Here is a 17,253-nt window from a genome sequence, read left to right on the forward strand (position 1 = left end):
ACGTTGCCAAATGCTGCATGTGAGCAGTGTGCAACCTGTAAGCTTAATGTCAGTGATGAAGTTGTTTTCAGAGACATTTCAAATAAGAATAAAAATAAATGGAATAGCTATGTTGTTAAATATTGCTAGTAAGCTAGTAAACATTATAGATGCAATGACTGAAGCGCTAGGTAAACTTATTGCGTGGTTAACACTGGTGATGGTTTTATTGACCTTTACCATAGTGGTTTTAAGGTATGGCTTTAACCTTGGCTGGGTTGCCATGCAAGAGTCGGTATTGTACTTTCATGGTGTGGTATTTATGTTAGGCGCAGGGTATACGCTAAAACATGATGGCCATGTTCGTGTTGATATTTTTTATCAAAGATTTTCTGTAAAACAAAAAGCTTGGGTTAATCTTATTGGTGGCTTAACTTTGCTGCTACCTGTGTGTATCTTTATTTTCTTTATTAGCATTGATTATGTGTTGGCTGCTTGGCAAGTTTTAGAGCGCTCTTCAGAAGCCGGTGGCTTGCCGTTAGTCTATGTAAATAAAACGCTCATTTTAGCATTAGCAATCACTCTGATTTGCCAAGGAATAGCAGAAGTATTACGTAATTTTCTCGTCATTAGTAATCCACACGTTCAAAGCGAACAAGGAAGTTAACAATGGAATATATCTCTATCTTAATGTTCCTTGCTGTCTGTATTGTATTGTTATTTGGTTATCCGGTTGCACTGTCTCTAGCTGGTGTTGCCCTTATTTTTGCCGGTATTGGCATCGGTAGTGGCGTTTTTGAGATGGCATTTCTGCATGCACTTCCTAATCGTCTTTATGGTGTACTCAATAACCAAACGTTATTGGCCGTGCCACTTTTTGTTTTTATGGGGGCAATGTTAGAGCGCTCAAAAATTGCTGAAAATCTACTTAACGCCATGGCATTATTATTTGGCAAGTTTAATGCGGGATTAGCAATATCTGTGACCTTAGTCGGCATGTTATTGGCTGCAAGTACTGGCATTGTCGGCGCTACTGTAGTCACTATGGGCTTGCTATCTTTACCTACCATGCTAAAGCGTGGCTATAGTCCGGCATTTTCCTCCGGAATTATTTGTGCTACTGGCACACTTGGTCAAATTATTCCGCCATCAATTGCCTTGGTATTACTAGGGGATGTACTTTCTAGTGCTTACCAAAAAGCGCAGTTGACCATGGGAATATTTAATCCAAAAACGGTATCTGTAGGTGATTTGTTCGCAGGGGCGGTCGTACCAGGTTTAATTTTGGTATTGTTTTATATTTTGTATTGTATTTTGGTTGCGATATTTCAGCCTAGTGCTATCCCTAATAAAGTTGAATCAAGCGATGAAAACACGGTTGAAAAACTTTCATTATTAACCTTAATTTCAGCCCTGCTGCCGCCACTGTTATTAATGTTTGCAGTTCTTGGTTCAATTTTGTTTGGTTATGCAACACCAACCGAGGCTGCAGGTGTAGGGGCTACAGGCGCATTACTTTTAGCGTTGTTTAATAGGCAATTATCAAAAGAAAACCTAATTGCTGTGACACAAACCACGGTTAAAATTACCTCAATGGTATTTTTAATTTTAATAGGAGCTAGTTTATTTTCGTTAGTTTTTAGAGGTTTTGGTGGTGAAGAATTAGTACACGGGCTTTTTCAACAAATGCCAGGCGGTGTTGTTGGTGCCACGCTTATTGTCATGTTAGTGATTTTTTTACTTGGCTTTATCTTAGATTTTATTGAAATAACTTTTGTTGTTGTTCCTATTGTAGCCCCTGTATTACTTGCTATGGGGCTTGATCCTATATGGTTAGGTATTATGATTGCGGTGAACTTACAAACGTCATTTTTAACACCTCCTTTTGGTTTTGCATTATTCTATTTGCGTGGTGTTGCAGATAAAACAGTGGCAACGTCTGCAATATATAAAGGCGTTATTCCTTTTATTATTATACAGTTAATATTATTGTGTACTTTAGCTTATTGGCCAAGTTTAGTGACTTGGTTACCTAATGTAATTTACGGATAGAAATATGATAAAAAAACTAATACATTCTTTAACGGCATTAATGTTACTAAGTGTTGTTTTAGCTGGCTGTGGTGAAAATAAAACGTCAGCCGAAAAAGGCACTCAATCACAAGCCAAGCAAGAGAAGTTTGTTTGGAAACTAGTCACATCTTGGCCGAAAAACTTTCCTGGCCTAGGAATGGCGCCTGAAAAATTTGCTAAGCAAGTTAATGCGATGAGCAATGGTCGCTTAACAGTTAAAGTTTATGGTGCGGGTGAGTTAGTTCCTGGTTTTGAAGTTTTTGATGCCGTTTCTCAAGGTACTGTACAAATGGGCCATAGCGGCTCTTATTATTGGAAAGGAAAAATTCCAGCATCACCTATTTTTAGTGCTATTCCTTTTGGCATGACTGCAACAGAGTTCAATGCGTGGTTGCATTACGGTGGTGGTATGGAGCTTTGGCAAGAATTGTATCAGCCTTTTGGTATTAAGCCATTACCAGGAGGGAACTCTGGTGCTCAGTTTGGTGGTTGGTTCAAGAAAGAGATCAATTCGGTTGATGATTTACAGGGGTTAAAAATGCGTATTCCTGGGCTCGCAGGTGAAGTGTTAAAAAGTGCGGGCGCTATTCCTGTAACGTTAACTGGTGGTGAAATATTTTCTGCCCTACAAAGTGGCGCTATCGATGCCACCGAGTGGGTAGGGCCATACAATGATTTAGCGTTTGGCTTCTACCAAGCTGCGGATTACTATTATTCTTCCGTTTGGCATGAGCCAGGTACAGGGTTAGAGTTTCTAATTAATCAAAAAGCATTTGATCAGCTACCTACTGATCTACAAGCAATTGTTGAGGTTGCAGCAAATGCTGTTAACGAGTCAACGTTGGCAGAATATAATGCCCGTAATAATGCCGCTTTAAAAACTTTACTTGAAGAACATAAGGTGCAATTACGTCAATTCCCAACAGAAGTTATGCAGACATTGAAACAACACACACAAACGTTAATGGCTGAGCAAGCTGCTGCAGATAAAGATTTTGCACGGGTTTGGCAATCATATAGCGATTTTCTCGCTTCAATGCGTGAATTTAACAAATTAACTTTGCAGTCTTATTATGAAAATCGCTAGTTTTTCATAAATTTTATTAATTTCCCGACTGGTCGCACCTCTTAATGCGTAAAGCAAGAGTAAACTAGTCGGCAATTTCGTTTTCAAAATCAATTTATTCACAAAGTCAGCTAATAGAAATTAGCAATAATATTGGTTGCTAACTTGGCTGTTAATGTGAAATTAAGAAGGTATCATTATGGTTATTAAACCAAAAATTCGTGGTTTTATTTGTACTAATGCTCACCCAGCTGGTTGTGCTGCTCATGTTAATGAGCAAATTGCTTATGTTAAAAGTCAAACACAAGCAACTGCTAAGCCAAAAAATGTTTTGGTTATTGGTGCATCAACAGGTTACGGTTTAGCATCACGTATTACTGCTGCTTTTGGTAATAATGCGAAAACATTAGGTATTTTCTTTGAAAAACCGCCAACGGAAAAGAAAACTGCCTCTGCAGGTTGGTATAACACTGCTGCATTTCAGGCTGCTGCTGATGAAGCGGGTATTTGGTCGAAAAGTATTAATGGCGACGCTTTTTCTCATGAAATCAAAGCGAAAGCGATTGAAACTATTAAAGCTGAATTAGGTGAAATTGATTTAGTGATATACAGTTTAGCTTCTCCTCGCCGTACTGATCCTGATACAGGTGAGGTTTACTCTTCTACGCTGAAACCAATTGGTGAAAGTGTTACTACTAAAAACTTAAATACCTCTAAGCGTATTATTGACTCTGTATCTGTTGAAGCAGCGTCTGAAGCTGACATTCAAGGAACCATTGATGTCATGGGGGGCGCTGATTGGGAACTTTGGATCAAAGCACTTCAAGAAGCTGGTGTATTAGCTAACGGTTTTAAAACGACATCTTATACTTATATCGGTAAAAAACTAACTTGGCCAATTTATGGTCATGCGACGATTGGTCGTGCGAAAGAAGACTTAGACCGAGCTGCATTGGCAATCAAAGAAAGCACTAAGGCACTTTCAGGTGAAGCTTATGTTACTTCATTAAATGCCGTTGTAACGCAGGCAAGTTCAGCTATTCCAATTATGCCATTATATATTTCGGCAATGTTTAAAGTTATGAAGGAAGATGGTACGTATCAAGGTTGTATTGAGCAAATTCAAGATTTGTTCCGTGAAAACTTATATGGCGAGTCTCCGCGTTTAGATGACGGCGGACGTTTATTCCAAAATTACAAAGAACTAGAAGACAGTGTTCAAGATCGTGTAACTGAAATCTGGAATACGGTAGATACTGATACCATTGACGAGCTTACAGACTACGTTAGTTACCACGGCGAGTTTTTAAAACTGTTTGGTTTTAATGTTGATGGCGTTGATTATGAAGCCGACGTTAGCCCTGAGTTAGTAATCAATAATTTACTATAATTGAAAAATATCTAAGTTAGCTGGCAATTTAGCTAGCCAAGATAAAAAACCGACAAATAAGTCGGTTTTTTTATCTCTGTAAACCAAACTTAATTGCTAAATCAAAATAAAAGAAGCTATTTATTATTTCTGGTCAATAGGTAAATTTTGAATAGCATTTATACTAAATTGTTGAATATTTCGGCCAATAAAAGAAGTTTTTGTTCGATAATTACGCGAATTATAGATAATTCGTCTAAATTGTTATTTATTGTCGTGCTTAACATAGAATAAAAAGGTGATTTTGTGCTAGAATCGCGCCAGAAATTTTAACTAGAGCCAGTGAAGCTTAATTTGCTAATTACAAATTAGGATTTTGCTGAAATACACTGAAATCGATCATTTATGTTACTTAACTGCTTTAAATTGTCTTAACTTGAAAGGGTTTTGCAATCATTGAGCGCAGTTAAGTAAATAAATAATTGATTTTGATACTCCCATCAAAAGTAGTGCAAGTGTTTATGATTACAATAAAAAAAGGTCTGGACGTTCCTGTAGTAGGTGCCCCCCAGCAGGTAATCCATGATGGTCCGTCCATCAAAACCGTTGCAACATTAGGTGAAGAGTTTGTGGGTATGCGCCCAACCATGTTTGTTAAGGTTGGAGATAGCGTTAAAAAAGGTCAGGCACTTTTTGAAGATAAAAAGAATCCTGGCGTTAAATTCACAGCTCAAGCTTCAGGTGTTGTTAAAGAAATTAACCGTGGTGAAAAGCGTGTTTTGCAATCTGTTGTTATCGAAGTCGGTGGCGATGAGCAAGAAACGTTTACAAGTTACTCTGCCAATGAACTTAACTCAGTTGCTCGTGAAGACGTTGTTACTAACCTGGTAAATTCAGGTATGTGGACAGCGTTACGTACACGTCCATTTAGTAAAGTTCCAGCTGTAGATGCTACCCCAGTCGCTATCTTTGTTAGTGCTATGGATACTAATCCATTAGCTGCTGATCCTGCGGTAATTATCGCCGAGCAAAGTGAAGCGTTTGTTAACGGTTTAGCCGTTTTATCACGTTTAACTGAAGGTGACGTTTTCGTAAGTAAAGCACCCGGTGCTGACATTGCGGTTACATCAACAGCTAAAGTGAATGAGTTTGCTGGTAAGCATCCTGCTGGTTTAGTAGGCACTCATATGCACTTCTTAAAGCCCGTAAGTGCTGAGAAAGTTGCATGGCACGCTGGTTATCAAGACGTTATCGCTATTGGTAAGTTGTTTACCACAGGTGAACTTGATAGCAATCGCGTAGTTTCTTTAGCGGGTCCTGCTGCGAAGAACCCTCGTTTAATTCGCACTACGTTAGGCGCAAGTGCTGCCGATTTGACAGCCAATGAAAGTCTTGAAGGTGAATTACGTGTTGTTTCTGGTTCATTATTATTAGGCTCAGTTGCTTCAGGTGTGCATGGCTATTTAGGTCGTTACCATACTCAATTATCTCTAATCCTAGAAGGTAGAGAGAAAGAGTTTATTGGTTACATGTACCCAGGCCCTAATAAGTTCTCTGTAACGCGTGCGTATATGTCTCACTTCTTCCCTAAGAAGTTGTTCAATATGACAACTACTACTAATGGTAGTTCACGTGCGATGGTACCAATTGGTAACTTTGAACGTGTTATGCCTTTAGATATTTTACCAACTATGTTGTTGCGTGATTTATGTGCCGGCGATACCGATGGTGCACAGCAATTAGGTGCCTTAGAGCTGGACGAAGAAGATTTAGCATTATGTACGTTTGTTTGCCCAGGCAAAACAGATTACGGTGTGATCCTTCGTGATTGCCTAACCACAATTGAGAAGGAAGGTTAGTCATGGGCTTGAAAAAGTTTTTTGAAGATATCGAACCGCAATTTGAAAAAGGCGGTAAGTTTGAAGCTTGGTACGCGCTTTACGAAGCAGTAGCAACTGGTTTATTCACACCAGGCCAAGTAAACAAAGGTCAAACACACGTTCGTGATAGTATTGATCTTAAACGTATCATGATCACAGTATGGTTAGCGGTTTTCCCTGCCATGTTCTTTGGTATGTACAATATTGGTTTCCAAGCGACTGAAGCTTTAGTAGCAGGTTATTCTTTACCTGATACATGGCAAGTAGGGCTATTTGAATTAGTTGGTGGCAGCTTAACCGCTGACTCAGGCTGGTTTAGTATGATGCTATACGGTGCCATGTTCTTCCTACCTATATATGCAACAGTATTTATTGTTGGTGGTTTCTGGGAAGTATTGTTTGCGAGTGTTCGTAAGCATGAAGTAAACGAAGGTTTCTTCGTTAGTTCAATTCTTTTCGCATTAATCCTGCCAGCTACGATTCCATTGTGGCAAGCTGCTATCGGTATTACTTTTGGTATTGTTGTTGCCAAAGAAGTATTTGGTGGTACTGGTAAGAACTTCTTAAACCCGGCTTTAGCGGGTCGTGCATTTTTATTCTTTGCTTATCCAAGTGAAATTTCAGGTGACGCAGTATGGGTTGCTGCTGACGGTTTCTCTGGTGCAACAGCATTAAGTGCTGCTAATCAAGGTTTAATTGAATATTCAATGAACGCTGATTGGTGGAATGCATTCTGGGGCTTAATTCCTGGTTCTGTTGGTGAAGTATCAACGGCGATGATCTTTATTGGTGGTGCTTACATCCTTTATAAAGGTATAGCCTCATGGCGTATCGTGTTAGGTGTGTTTGCTGGTATGGTTTTAACTTCTTTGCTGTTCAACAGTATAGGTAGTGAGACTAATGCTATGTTTGCTATGCCTTGGTACTGGCACTTAGTTACTGGTGGTTTTGCTTTCGGTATGATGTTTATGGCAACTGACCCTGTGTCGGCGTCATTTACTAATACAGGCAAATACTGGTTTGGTGCTTTAATTGGTATCATGGTTGTACTGGTTCGCGTAGTAAACCCAGCGTTCCCAGAAGGTATGATGCTTGCCATTTTATTCGCAAACTTATTCGCACCATTGTTTGACTACTTTGTAGTAAAAGCAAATGTTAAACGGAGGCTTGCTCGCAATGTCTAGTAATAAAGAAACATTTGGCAAAACGGTTGGTTTTGTAATCGCTGTATGTTTAGTTTGTGCTGCATTAGTGTCTATTTCTGCTGTACAGCTAAAGCCACTACAAGTAGAAAATAAATTACTTGATCAACAAACTAAAATTTTAGAAGCAGCAGGTTTGTTATCTGAAACTGACGGTACTAAAGCTAGCGTTCAAGCGACTTTCAAAAAGTTTGTTGAAGCTAAAATGATTGACCTTAATTCAGGTGAATTCATTGAAGGTGACCCTGAACTATTTGACGAACGTCGTAATTCACGTGATGCAAGTAAATCTGACAAGCCAAAAAATGATATTGCCGGTATTAACCGTCGCTCTCATGACGCGGTTGTTTACTTAGTGCGTAATGAATCTGGTAAAGTTAATACTGTTGTATTACCAATTATCGGTTCAGGCTTATGGGACTTGATGTATGGTTATGTTGGCCTAGAGTCAGACTTAAATACTATACGTAGCGTTGTTTATTCTGATCACAAGGAAACTCCGGGCTTAGGTGCAGAAGTTATGAACCCTAACTGGAAAGCATTGTGGCCAGGTAAGAAAATTTACGATAACAACGGTGTTGCTAAAGTGAATCTTGTAAAAGGTGGTGCAAAAGCTAATGATATTCATGGCGTAGATGCATTATCTGGTGCAACACTTACCAGTAACGGTGTTACCCGTACATTACAATTTTGGTTTGGTGAGGAAGGCTATGGTCCTTTCGTTACTAAATATCGTGCAGGAGGTGTTAACTAATGTCTTCAGAAGCTAAAAAAGTATTAACGAAACCTATCGTTGATAATAATCCAATTGCTTTACAAGTCTTAGGTATTTGTTCTGCATTAGCTGTTACCAGCTCAATGACCAATGCTTTGGTTATGACATTAGCGGTAACGTTAGTAACAGCATTTTCTAACTTGTTTATTTCGATTATTCGTAATCAAATACCTTCAAGTGTGCGAATCATCGTACAAATGGCGATTATTGCGTCATTAGTAATTGTTGTTGACCAAGTATTGAAAGCGTTTTCGTATCAATTATCGAAAGAGCTTTCTGTATACATTGGCTTAATTATTACTAACTGTATTGTTATGGGCCGTGCTGAAGCTTTTGCTATGAAAGAAAAGCCTGGTGTAAGTTTTTGGGATGGTATCGGTAACGGCTTAGGCTACGGTGCAATCTTAATTGCTGTAGCATTTTTCCGCGAACTATTAGGTTTTGGTACTTTATTCGGTATTGAAATTTTACCATTGATTCAAAATGGTGGCTGGTATCAAGCGAATGGCTTATTAGTATTACCGTTTAGTTCATTCTTTTTAATTGGTTTGATCATTTGGGCTATTCGCCAATGGAAACCAGCACAAGTTGAGAAGGATTAACTCTAATGGAACATTATTTAAGTTTATTAGTTAAAACTATTTTCATCGAAAACATCGCACTAACTTTCTTTTTAGGTATGTGTACTTTCCTAGCTGTTTCAAAGAAAGTTGATACAGCTATTGGTTTAGGTGTTGCAGTTATTGTAGTACTAGGTATTGCTGTTCCTGCTAACCAAGTAATATACCAAGCTGTTTTAGCACCTGGTGCTTTAGATAGCGTTTTAGGTATTACCGACCCGAAAGAATCGATTGATTTGAGCTTCTTATCATTCATTACCTTTATTGGTGTGATTGCGGCATTAGTTCAAATTCTTGAAATGGTATTAGATAAATATTTCCCTGCGCTTTATCAGGCACTTGGTATTTTCTTACCATTGATCACAGTTAACTGTGCTATTTTTGGTGCGGTATCATTTATGGTTGCTCGTAACTACACGTTAGGTGAGTCAGTTGTTTATGGTATTGGTTCTGGTATCGGTTGGGCATTAGCTATTGTTTTACTAGCGGGCCTACGCGAAAAGATGAAATATTCTGACGTTCCAGATGGCCTTAAAGGTTTGGGTATTACGTTTATTACTGCAGGATTGATGGCATTTGGCTTTCTTTCTTTCGGTGGTATTTCGTTATAATAAGATTAATACAGAGAGCAATAACTTTATTGTTCTCTAGAGATAAGTGCTAAGGAAAAGTCGATGGAAATAGTTCTCGGCGTATCGATGTTTACAGCAATTGTTGTTGCACTTGTTTTGGTAATTTTATTTGCCAAATCTAAGTTAGTATCATCAGGTGATGTAAAAATCTCAATAAACGGTGACCCAGAGAAATCGGTTACTACAGCAGCTGGCGGCAAGTTATTAGGCGCGCTAGCAGACCAAGGTATTTTCGTGCCATCAGCATGCGGTGGTGGTGGTACATGTGGTCAGTGTCGTGTTGACGTACATTCAGGTGGTGGTGATATTTTACCTACTGAATTAGGTCATATTACTAAGCGTGAAGCGAAAGAAGGTTGCCGTTTAGCGTGTCAAGTAGCTGTTAAGCAAGACATGGACATTGTACTTGAAGATGAAATCTTCGGTGTTCAACAATGGGAATGTGAAGTTATCTCTAACGATAACAAAGCAACGTTCATTAAAGAACTTAAGCTTAAAATTCCTAATGGCGAATCCGTACCATTCCGTGCTGGTGGTTATATTCAAATTGAAGCACCAGCTCACCATGTTAAGTACAGCGATTTCGACATCGATGAACAATATCGTGGCGACTGGAATCACTTTGGCTTCTTCGATGTTGAATCGAAAGTTGATACTGATACATTACGTGCATACTCAATGGCAAACTACCCAGAAGAAGAAGGCATTATTATGCTGAACGTGCGTATTGCTACGCCGCCTCCTGGACGTTTACATTTACCTGCCGGTAAAATGTCATCTTATATTTTCAGCTTAAAAGCTGGTGATAAAGTGACTATTTCAGGTCCATTTGGTGAGTTCTTCGCGAAAGAAACTGATGCTGAAATGGTATTTATTGGTGGTGGTGCTGGTATGGCGCCAATGCGTTCACATATCTTTGACCAACTTAAACGCCTTAAATCTAAGCGTAAGATGTCGTTCTGGTATGGTGCTCGTTCACTTCGTGAAATGTTCTATGAAGATGATTACAACGGCTTAGCCGCTGATAATGATAACTTCGAATGGCATGTTGCTTTATCTGATCCTCAACCAGAAGATAACTGGGACGGTTTAACTGGCTTCATTCATAATGTTCTTCATGAGCAATACTTGAAAGATCATGAAGCGCCAGAAGATTGTGAGTACTACATGTGTGGTCCTCCAATGATGAATGCTGCTGTTATTCACATGTTGAAAGATCTTGGTGTTGAAGATGAGAACATCATGTTGGATGATTTCGGCGGCTAATATAGGTTAACTTTTATCTCTTTGCTATTTCTCTTAATAGCGGCATTGAAGGTGCTCATTGACTAACGTCAACTCCGCGCCTTCGTTTTGCTCTAAAGTGAACTAGCCTCGAGCTGAAAAGCTACCTGAGCTTGTCAATTATTAAGCTAAAATAAAAGGCGACTTCGGTCGCCTTTATAATTTTTATTCGAATAGTCTAGGGAATTAACGTTATTTAATTTAGCTAAAGTTATTGCTGATTTTGAAGGTATTCAGTGGTTTTAGCTAAATTAAATTTTATAAAGGATATTGTTATGCAATATAGAGTTAAACTTTTTTTAGCAACAATCGTTATATTTCTACTCGTTGGTTGCTTTCCGAGTAATGATCTTGCTCGTCAGGAATATCACCTGCAAGGAAACACGATGGGGACGACTTATAATATTAAAGTCGTTGGAGAGAACCTTAATGCTGGCAAATTAAAACAAGATATTGATGTTGCACTAAAACAGCTGAATCAAGAAATGTCGACTTACATAGCCGATTCAGAGTTGTCACTATTTAATAAATCAAGTTCGCCTGAGCCAGTTGAGGTTTCTAATGGCTTAGCTCGAGTTGTTAAAGAAGCAATTCGTTTAGGAAAGCTTAGTGATGGTGCTCTTGATGTAACCGTTGGGCCATTAGTTAATTTATGGGGTTTTGGTCCCGGTTACCGACCTGAGACGGTGCCAAGCGATGAATTGTTATTAGCAACAAAAGCAAAAGTAGGTTTAGACAAACTAACTTTCGATAATGGTCTTTTAAGTAAGTCTACCCCTGAACTTTATGTAGATTTATCGACGATTGCTAAAGGTTATGGAGTTGATTTAGTTGCAGAACTTATTGAAGCCAACGGTATCCACAACTATTTAGTTGAAATTGGTGGTGAGATGCGCCTCAAGGGCTTTAAACATACAGGAGAGCTTTGGCATGTTGCTATTGAAAAACCATTATCTAACGAGAGGGCTGTTCAACAAATTATTGTCCCGAAGGACAACGCAGTAGCAACATCTGGTGATTACCGAATTTATTTCGAAGCTGAAGGTCAACGATTTTCGCATATTATAGATCCAAATACGGGCAAGCCTATTAACCATAAGCTAGTTTCTGTAACCGTGATTCACCCTTCTTCTATGACAGCAGACGGCTTATCTACGGCAATGATGGTGATGGGAGAGGAGCGAGCGTTAGCGTTTGCAGAAGAAAACGACCTTGCTGTTTACATTATTGCGAAAACAGATCATGGCTTTGTTGAGCAAAGCACGGTAAAATTCATGCAATACCTTAAGTAGGTTTGCACTTTTTAGATAATTTATGAAAACGTGATTTTAATAGCACGTTTTGAAAAGTAATAAATAGGTTTGTATACATTATGGCTATGTTTTTAATTACCTTAGGTTTTTTTCTCGTTATTGTAATAGCAATGGCGGTAGGGTACATTTTTCAAAAGAAAACTCTTGCTGGTAGTTGTGGTGGTTTAGCAAGTGTTGGTATTGATAAGGCTTGTGATTGCGATAATCCGTGTGAGAAACGTCAAGAGCGCGAACGAAAAGCCGCTTTAGAAGTTGGCGATATTAGCGTAAAAAATATTTAGATATTGTAATTATTTTTAATGTTATAAATATAGAAAAAGGTGAGCTTAGCTCATCTTTTTTAGCTTTAAAGTATTATGCGAGTTTCACAAGCACAATTACTACTCATAGCTTTTAGCACTTCCTATATTAGCCTTTCAAATAGCCAATATATTGCCATTACAGCAATCGCTACATTCAATGTCTTAACAAGTTTGCTTTGATACCAAGCTTTTTTCATAAATGGCAAAAGGGCAAGAAATGCCAAAGCTATAACAGACAGTTGACCTAGTTCGACGCCAATGTTGAATGAAATTAAGCTTAAGGCATATTGATACTCAGGTAGTCCAACATCACGTAATACTGAGGCGAAGCCTAAGCCGTGCAGTAGTCCAAATACGAATATTATTGGCAACCTAGTTTGGCTTTGAGTAGGGCTATTAGCTCGCACAATATTTTCAATTGCTACATAAGCGATTGAAAGCGCAATGAGTGGCTCAACTATGGCTCCTGAAAGTGTAATTACACCATAAATACCCAATGCAAGAGTAATGGTATGGGCAAGAGTAAATACGGATACTTGCCATAATAATGTAGATGCTCGCTTAGCAAATAATAAAAGTGCTAATACAAATAATATATGATCTAATCCGCGCGGTACGATATGAATAAAACCTTGGACGATGTAATCAGTAGCAACGGCTATTGCCGATGAAGAAGCACTATTCACCTCTGAGCTATTATTTAACTGGAAGTTTTTACTATAGCTATTATTTGTGACTAAGCTGCGGCGCGGTTTAGCAAAGGTCAGTTGCACATCTGAAAATAGCGGTGAAAAACGAATAGCGACCGCTGAACTGCTATTTGGTATTTTACCACTGCTCTTTAATGAGGCTGACGAGTTAGTCGTATTGGGTTGAGCTAGTAGCTCTTTAAAGTGGCTCAATGATAAGCCAATCAGTGGCTCGATTGATTGTTCATTTACGAAGCTATCAAATTCTTGTGCTAACGTTTCATTGTTTTCTTGCACTGCTTGATGAAATTGAATTTTAGTTTGCTGTGCTAAATCATTGTGAAGGTCATCAAGTAATTTTTTTTGTTCACTAAATGACAATTGCTTTAAGGCTGCAATGGCCTCATCGTCATCCCCCGTGATCTGTTGATATCTTTTTATGACATGCAAAATGTCAACAGTAATGGTGAGCTGGTATTGCTCGTTACTTTCAATGGCCAAATAGGCCGTGCTGATGTCGTTACTGTGCGCAACTGCATTTTTACCCGCAAGTGCAGTAATAAATAACGAAAATAAAAATATCCATTTAATGATGACAGACTTCAACGCTTTGTTCCTGAATTTATACGTACTAAAGGCGGGCTAAATTAGCGTATTCTTAAAGTAAAAGAAAGCTTTGCTCTGTATAGCAGGTAAATATCTGCTTAACTTTTGGAGTAACTGCTTGCCACAATAAAAGCCGTTAACTTGTTCTTAATAACAATATCGGTATACTGTTTTTATATACAGTTTATTTGTTGTTGGAAATGCTAGTGGAGCTGAGCAGTGAGCAGATTCGAAAAATAATTCATGTTGATATGGATTGTTTTTATGCTGCGGTTGAGATGCGTGATAACCCTCATCTACGTGATGTACCAATTGCTGTTGGTGGTAATGGACCTCGCAGTGTGCTCTGCACTTGTAATTATAAAGCGAGGGCATTTGGGGTTCGATCTGCGATGCCAAATTCAAAAGCGAAAGTTCTCTGTCCAGAGCTCATTATTGTTAATGGCCGTATGGCTGTTTATCAGCAAGTTTCTGCACAAATTAGAGCAATATTCCTGCGTTATACCGACCTAATTGAGCCGTTATCATTAGATGAAGCGTTTCTTGATGTTACAAATGCTACCGCGTGTCACGGTAGTGCTACCTTAATTGCTAAACAAATTCGTGCTGATATTTACAACGAACTTCAGTTAACGGCTTCCGCTGGTATTGCGCCTAATAAGTTTTTGGCAAAAATAGCGAGTGATGAAAATAAGCCTAATGGCCAGTGTGTGGTATCACCTCAAGATGTTAGTGAATTTGTTACAGATTTACCGTTGAAAAAAATTCCCGGTATAGGGCCAAAAACCAGCGAAAAATTAAAACGGTTTGGCTTTGAAAGCTGTGCAGATGTTAGGGCAAGCTCGGTGGCAAAGTTACACTCTATTGTTGGCAAGTTCGCTAACTCATTATATCAGCGAAGTTTTGGTATTGATCATCGAGCATTGGAAACTCAGCGTGTCAGAAAGTCATTGGCAATAGAAACAACTATGGCTGAAGATATTGACTCGGTCGAAGAGTGTTTAACGGTGTTGAAAGAACTGTTTGGTAAGCTTGAGTTAAGGCTAGAAAAACACAAAAATCGCGCTATTAACAAACAAACGGTTAAAATTAAGTTTGCGGATTTTCAGCAAACTACCGTGGATATACAATCAAGTGTCTGTCATTACGATACTTTTATTGAGCTTTTTCAAAAAGCAATGACGAGATCTAATGATAGGAAAGTACGCTTAATTGGATTATCTTTAGGTTTTAATGTGAAGGAGTCTATTGAGCAACAAAACCAATTAGCGTTGTTTTAATGTACTTTGGGTTGGTTAACAACGAGCATTTATTTGACATGAATTTAGCATTAAATTAGAAACTCAATACTGGAGAGGCTATATCAACTTAAGCAATTATTAGTGCCTTTGCTATGAAAATATTCTGCTAAGCTACCATCGTTTCGTTTTCGTTCTAAAATTCCGTTAAACTGCATGACGAATTGGCTGGATATATTTTTTTTATTAAAAATAAAGTGAATGCTTGTGTCATATAGTATTTGAGGGTGAATAGTCATGCCTTTGTAGATAGAGCGCTCTAACTCATTACACAGTACAAGTTCGTCATCAACAACAATATCAACACGCGCGTAATATAACATTTTTAATCGTTTCGTTATGCTGTCGCTAAAAATGAAATTATTGTAATCGGCCTTCGCCCCTTCTAGTTCTTCTCCGTACCAGCCAGCAAGGTTTATGGCAATATTTTTATTTAATTTGATAATATCTTGAAGGCTTTGTGTTTGCGCAATGTCAATGTCATTGTTGCGATAGGCAAAACGATTAACTTCATGACGATATGGAGAAGAGTAATGGTGCAGCTTAATACGATCTTTATTTTTACTCGCACCTAAACCAATATCAAATCGTCCTTGACTTATTTCAAATAGAGAGCGCCGCTCAGGGTATTGCACGACAATTAAGTTACAGCCCATTTCATTTAAAATGTCTCGTAATAGTGCAAGGTCAAAGCCTTCATATAATTGATTTTCACTTTTATAGATATAAGGAAACCAGTTGGATGTGGTTGATAAAACCAAGTTATTTTTACATTCAGGTGTCGCTGAGTAGACCTTATTTATTTGCGCACATGCTAATACTAGTAAGGAAAAAATAAAGTACTGAATGGACAATGAAAAGTACCTTGGATTCATTTTATCTCGATAATATATCTTGGAGAATAGTTATATATTAGTATGATTGTGTATTTTAAAGCAAAAATAACTCTGTAATCTATGTAATTCTTTGGTCTTGAAGCGGTCAAATCTTTTGTAGAAACACTAAGAGTGTTCGAATAAATAGAAACTAATACTGGAATAGGGGAAATTATGTTTAAAAAATCGTTAATTGCATTCACCATGTTGTTAAGTATCAACGCTAACGCACAAAGTATGGCTGACGCTGATATCACAGTTCAAGCGGCTGCTGGTGATGTTTACATGCTAAAAGGCCCAGGTGGTAATATTGGTGTATTGGCAACTGATAAAGGCCTGTTACTAGTTGATGATAAGTTCGCTCCTTTAGCGAAAAAAATTGAAGGCGCAATGAAGGGGTTGGCAGATAAAAAGTTAAAGTATGTGATTAATACCCATTATCATGGCGATCATACTGGTAGTAATAAATACTTTTCTCATAAAGCGCCGATTTTTGCTCATGAAAATGTACGAAATCGTTTAAGCAGTAAGGCAGAGCATGCTGTTGATAGTTTACCGGTAGTGACTTATAAAGACGGTATTACTATTCATTTAGACAATGAAGAGGTGCAATTAACGCACCTACCTAAGGGTCATACCGACGGTGACACTTATGTTTATTTTAAACAAGCGAACGTATTACATACCGGAGATTTGTTTTTTGAAGTGGGCTTTCCATATGTCGATTTAAAAAGCGGTGGTAGTGTAAAAGGCTATTTGAAGAGTGTTAAGTATATGCTTGAGCATACTCCTGATGATGTTGTTATTATTCCTGGTCATGGCAAATTAACGAATAAAGAAAGTCTAGCTGCATTTGCTAGCATGATTGAGTTTAGTATTAATAAAGTGAGCAAAGCATTGGCATCGGGTAAATCAGAAGAAGCTATTTTAGCGGAAGGTATTGGCGCAAAATACCAACATTTGTCCTGGGCGTTTATTACTGAAGAAAAGTGGTTAAAGACTTTAGTTGCTGACTTAAAATAACGATATTCTTGTCCTAAGACTTTTAGCCTTAACAAAAAAAACGCAATAATGCGGTTTTTTATTTACTCAGCTATACCCGTTCCATTTCAAGATGCATGATTTCAGTGTGATCACAGGGACTTAATATCAAGGCGCAGCTAGCAGGAATGGTGCTCCCTTTCAATTAGCTGCAACACAGAGAGTAAGTGCCTCTGATATGCCTAAAAGGTTGGTTTAAAAACGATTTATGCTACGTTATTGATTTTAACAAGGGAATAACCATTCTTT

At 38.2% G+C, this 17,253-nt stretch carries 16 protein-coding genes; 14 read left to right on the forward strand and 2 right to left on the reverse strand.

All coding sequences use genetic code 11. From position 1 onward, the window contains the following. Positions 1 to 109 precede the first annotated feature (109 nt). From AC27E9_RS05330 to nqrM, 12 genes are all read left to right on the forward strand, one after another. Positions 110 to 646, forward strand: coding sequence for a TRAP transporter small permease subunit (locus AC27E9_RS05330; protein WP_487127960.1), 537 nt, complete (start codon positions 110 to 112; stop codon positions 644 to 646). Positions 647 to 648: 2 nt separating this feature from the next. Continuing rightward, positions 649 to 2,031, forward strand: a complete 1,383-nt coding sequence (locus AC27E9_RS05335; protein WP_487127962.1) for a TRAP transporter large permease — start codon at positions 649 to 651, stop codon at positions 2,029 to 2,031. Positions 2,032 to 2,035: 4 nt separating this feature from the next. Beyond that, on the forward strand, positions 2,036 to 3,139 hold the full coding sequence (locus AC27E9_RS05340; protein WP_487127964.1) for a TRAP transporter substrate-binding protein: 1,104 nt from the start codon (positions 2,036 to 2,038) through the stop codon (positions 3,137 to 3,139). A 178-nt stretch (positions 3,140 to 3,317) separates the two neighbouring features. Continuing rightward, on the forward strand, positions 3,318 to 4,508 hold the full coding sequence (gene fabV, locus AC27E9_RS05345) for an enoyl-ACP reductase FabV (protein ID WP_487127966.1): 1,191 nt from the start codon (positions 3,318 to 3,320) through the stop codon (positions 4,506 to 4,508). A gap of 500 nt (positions 4,509 to 5,008) precedes the next feature. Then, positions 5,009 to 6,346 (forward strand): Na(+)-translocating NADH-quinone reductase subunit A, encoded by a 1,338-nt coding sequence (locus tag AC27E9_RS05350; protein WP_487127968.1) that lies wholly within the window; start codon positions 5,009 to 5,011, stop codon positions 6,344 to 6,346. Between the two features lie 2 nt (positions 6,347 to 6,348). Next, complete coding sequence (locus AC27E9_RS05355) at positions 6,349 to 7,551, forward strand: NADH:ubiquinone reductase (Na(+)-transporting) subunit B (protein ID WP_487127970.1); 1,203 nt, start codon at positions 6,349 to 6,351, stop codon at positions 7,549 to 7,551. Next, on the forward strand, positions 7,544 to 8,323 hold the full coding sequence (locus AC27E9_RS05360; protein WP_487127972.1) for a Na(+)-translocating NADH-quinone reductase subunit C: 780 nt from the start codon (positions 7,544 to 7,546) through the stop codon (positions 8,321 to 8,323). Before AC27E9_RS05355 ends, AC27E9_RS05360 begins: the two co-directional genes overlap by 8 nt. Beyond that, on the forward strand, positions 8,323 to 8,946 hold the full coding sequence (locus tag AC27E9_RS05365; protein WP_487127974.1) for an NADH:ubiquinone reductase (Na(+)-transporting) subunit D: 624 nt from the start codon (positions 8,323 to 8,325) through the stop codon (positions 8,944 to 8,946). The genes AC27E9_RS05360 and AC27E9_RS05365 overlap by 1 nt, the downstream gene beginning before the upstream one ends. 5 nt (positions 8,947 to 8,951) lie before the next feature. Beyond that, positions 8,952 to 9,575, forward strand: a complete 624-nt coding sequence (nqrE, locus tag AC27E9_RS05370; RefSeq protein WP_487080562.1) for an NADH:ubiquinone reductase (Na(+)-transporting) subunit E — start codon at positions 8,952 to 8,954, stop codon at positions 9,573 to 9,575. Between the two features lie 63 nt (positions 9,576 to 9,638). Beyond that, positions 9,639 to 10,862, forward strand: coding sequence for an NADH:ubiquinone reductase (Na(+)-transporting) subunit F (nqrF, locus tag AC27E9_RS05375; protein ID WP_487127976.1), 1,224 nt, complete (start codon positions 9,639 to 9,641; stop codon positions 10,860 to 10,862). A 293-nt stretch (positions 10,863 to 11,155) separates the two neighbouring features. Then, entirely contained in the window at positions 11,156 to 12,172 is a 1,017-nt protein-coding gene (locus AC27E9_RS05380) for an FAD:protein FMN transferase (RefSeq protein ID WP_487127978.1), read from the forward strand. Positions 12,173 to 12,252: 80 nt separating this feature from the next. Further along, complete coding sequence (nqrM, locus tag AC27E9_RS05385) at positions 12,253 to 12,474, forward strand: (Na+)-NQR maturation NqrM (protein WP_487127980.1); 222 nt, start codon at positions 12,253 to 12,255, stop codon at positions 12,472 to 12,474. Between the two features lie 122 nt (positions 12,475 to 12,596). Here nqrM and AC27E9_RS05390 read toward each other — a convergent pair whose 3' ends face one another. Further along, positions 12,597 to 13,790, reverse strand: coding sequence for a HupE/UreJ family protein (locus tag AC27E9_RS05390; protein WP_487127982.1), 1,194 nt, complete (start codon positions 13,788 to 13,790; stop codon positions 12,597 to 12,599). Between the two features lie 227 nt (positions 13,791 to 14,017). On the opposite strand from AC27E9_RS05390, the gene dinB reads away from it, so the two are divergent. Then, the gene (gene dinB / locus AC27E9_RS05395; RefSeq protein ID WP_487128306.1) at positions 14,018 to 15,070 is read left to right on the forward strand and encodes a DNA polymerase IV; all 1,053 of its coding nucleotides are present in this window, start codon (positions 14,018 to 14,020) and stop codon (positions 15,068 to 15,070) included. Between the two features lie 83 nt (positions 15,071 to 15,153). Here dinB and AC27E9_RS05400 read toward each other — a convergent pair whose 3' ends face one another. Then, positions 15,154 to 15,942: a substrate-binding periplasmic protein gene (locus tag AC27E9_RS05400; RefSeq protein ID WP_487127984.1), complete on the reverse strand. Its 789-nt coding sequence runs from the start codon at positions 15,940 to 15,942 to the stop codon at positions 15,154 to 15,156. A 195-nt stretch (positions 15,943 to 16,137) separates the two neighbouring features. Here AC27E9_RS05400 and AC27E9_RS05405 point away from each other — a divergent pair, with 195 nt between their 5' ends. After that, positions 16,138 to 16,986 carry an MBL fold metallo-hydrolase gene (locus AC27E9_RS05405; RefSeq protein WP_487127986.1) on the forward strand — a complete coding sequence of 283 codons (849 nt, stop codon included), beginning with the start codon at positions 16,138 to 16,140 and terminating at the stop codon, positions 16,984 to 16,986. Positions 16,987 to 17,253 lie beyond the last annotated feature (267 nt).

The organism is Colwellia meonggei (genome assembly GCF_057537295.1).